Consider the following 2,899-nt stretch of genomic DNA (forward strand, 5'->3'; position numbering starts at 1 on the left):
TCCCTGCTGCGCCTGGCCGATGCCCCCGACGACCGCCGCCGTATGGGCGATGCCGGTTTGCGCATCACGCAGACGCGTTTTTCGGTGGACACCATGGCGAACGAAATGGCTGCGTTTTATGTGAGCAGCCTGAGCGAGCGGGGCCTCGCATGAAGACGGCGCGCGCCGTGCCCGTGCTGATGTATCACCACGTGAGCCCGGCGGCGGGCGCAGTGACCGTATCGCCGGCGAATTTCGCGGACCAGATGGCGATGCTCGCGCGCGAGGGTTACACGACATTGGGTGCGAGCGCTTTCAGCGCGTATCTTGCAGGCGAGCCGGTGCCCGAGAAGTCCGTGGTGCTCACCTTCGACGACGGGTATCTCGACAACTGGGTGCACGCACATCCGGTGCTCGCACTACACGGATTTAGGGCGCTCGGTTTCCTGGTATCGGGATGGATCAACGACGGCCCCGTGCGTTCGAACTCGGCGAGCGCATTGCCGGACCTGCCCGAGTTGCTGGGGCATACGGCATCGAAGGCGGCGATCGAGGCAGGTGAAACGGACAAGGTGATCGTCCGTTGGTCCGAGATTCACGCCATGCGCCAGGCCGGAACGTTCGAATTCCACAGCCATACGCACACGCATACGCGCTGGGATCGGGTGAGCGCGGACCCGGTTGTCAGACGCGCCAGCCTGCGATATGACTTGCTAGAAGCCCGCACGACGCTCGAACGGAATCTCGGCGAGGCATCGGATCATCTTTGCTGGCCGCAGGGTTATTTCGATACCGACTATCAAGAAGAGGCCGCCGCCGCGGGGTTCCGGCATCTCTACACGGTGCAACCGGGCACGAACGTCCAGCGCGGTGATCCGGGTCATATCTTCCGGCTCGACGTACGCGACAAACCCGCTGCGTGGCTGAAAAGCCGCCTGTGGCTTCACAGCCGGCCGCTTCTCAGCCGCCTTTACCTGAAAATCAAATGACGATGGACCGAAGCAGCCGCCGCGGCGACGCATTCGGACCCACGCGAGTTCCGACACTTACGAGTAATTATCGCCATGCATGATCGACACGTCTCCGTTATCGGCCTGGGTTATGTGGGTTTGCCCGTTGCCGTTGCCTTTGGCATGCAGCGCCGCACGATTGGCTTCGACGTCAGCCCGAACCGGCTCGCCGACCTTCGCGCAGGTCTCGACCGCAACGGCGAGGTCAGCCGCGACGAACTGGCTGGGGCGCAGATCGAACTGACCGACAGCGTCGAGAGCCTGAAGCAAGCCGACTTCCACATCGTTGCGGTGCCGACTCCGATCAGCGCCGGCGCGCAGCCGGACCTGCAGCCGGTGATCCGCGCCTCCGAAACGGTCGGCCGGGCGCTCAAGCGCGGCGACATCGTGGTGTACGAATCGACTGTTTATCCCGGTGTTACCGAGGAAATCTGCGTGCCGATTCTCGAGCGCGAATCGGGCTTGTGCTTCGGCACGGATTTCACGGTGGGGTACAGCCCGGAGCGCATCAACCCGGGCGACAAGCTGCACACGTTCTGCAATATCGTGAAGATCGTCTCGGGGTCGGATGCAAGGACGCTCGACCTGGTCGCCGAGGTGTATGGCTCCGTGGTGACGGCGGGCGTGTTCCGCGCCGGGTCCATCAAGGTGGCCGAGGCCGCGAAGGTGATCGAAAACACCCAGCGCGACCTGAACATCGCGCTGATGAACGAGGCGGCGATCATCTTCGATTACCTAGATATCGATACCCGTGAAGTGCTCGACGCCGCCGGCACCAAATGGAACTTCCTGCCGTTCACGCCCGGTCTGGTGGGCGGTCACTGCATTGGCGTGGATCCTTATTACCTGACGCACAAGGCGCAGGTGTCAGGCTATACGCCGCAGGTGATCCTGGCGGGACGACGGGTCAACGACGGCATGGGACGGTTTGTTGCCGAGCGTGCCGTCAAGACGCTGATCCGGACCGGCCGCGCGCCGCTGGGGGCGAAGGCGGTCGTGCTCGGGCTCACGTTCAAGGAGAATTGCCCGGACCTGCGCAATTCCAAGGTGATCGACATTGTTCATCACCTGGAAGACTACGGTCTCAACGTCCAGCTCCACGATCCGCTCGCGGACCCGGAGGAAGCTTTCACCGAATACGGCGCTTCGCTGACGGCGTTCGATGCGCTGGAACAGGCCGATCTTGTTGTTCTCGCGGTGCCGCATCGCAATTTCCTGCAAAATACGGGCGCATTGATCGCGCTGGCGAAACCGGGCGCCGTTTTCGCCGACGTGAAGTCGACCTTGCCGCTGGAGGAGATCGCTGCGGCGGGGCTCGTAGTCTGGCGTTTGTGAACGGTTAGCCGGGCCTGAACCGCCTCTATTGCCGGGTTCGCTGAATGGGCGTGGTTCCTGGCGTGTATCGATCGCAACCCACACACTCTAATTCTCAAGCAGGAACGCTGTCCGATGAGCCGACTTTCTGGACGCATGCGCATCATGACCCGCGCATTGCCCCGGCTGACGTTGAAGCCGTTGCGCCGGAAGCCGCAGGTGGTGAGGCGCGTCCTGATTGCGCATCACTTGTTGCTTGGCGACACGCTGCTGCTGACGCCGCTCATCGCCAAATTGCGCGCCCAACATCCGGATGCGCAGATCGTGCTGACCTGTCCGAAGCCGATCGTGCCGCTTTACGCCGGCAAGCCGTTCGGTATCGATGTGATTCCCTTCGATCCGCGCGACCAGCGCTCGGTCAGGGCCGTGTTGCGTTCGGGACCGTACGATCTCGGCATCGTAGCCGGGGATAATCGTCATGCGTGGCTGGCGCTCGCGGCCGGATGCCGGTGGATAGTCGGTCACGCGCACGATCTCCCTGCCTGGAAGAACTGGCCGCTCAACCAGGCCGTGCCCTATCCGGACCATCCGGGCGC

At 63.2% G+C, this 2,899-nt stretch carries 3 protein-coding genes; all 3 read left to right on the forward strand.

Annotated features, from left to right (window positions below):
* Positions 1-149: 149 nt before the first annotated feature.
* Entirely contained in the window at positions 150-968 is an 819-nt protein-coding gene (locus ACRXB1_RS33925; protein WP_449494523.1) for a polysaccharide deacetylase family protein, read from the forward strand.
* Between the two features lie 75 nt (positions 969-1,043).
* Positions 1,044-2,324: a nucleotide sugar dehydrogenase gene (locus tag ACRXB1_RS33930; RefSeq protein ID WP_061998977.1), complete on the forward strand. Its 1,281-nt coding sequence runs from the start codon at positions 1,044-1,046 to the stop codon at positions 2,322-2,324.
* 114 nt (positions 2,325-2,438) lie between these two features.
* Positions 2,439-2,899: glycosyltransferase family 9 protein (locus tag ACRXB1_RS33935; protein ID WP_449494524.1), on the forward strand; the 461-nt coding region annotated here is incomplete at its 3' end.

Source organism: Caballeronia sp. M23-90, assembly GCF_053574605.1.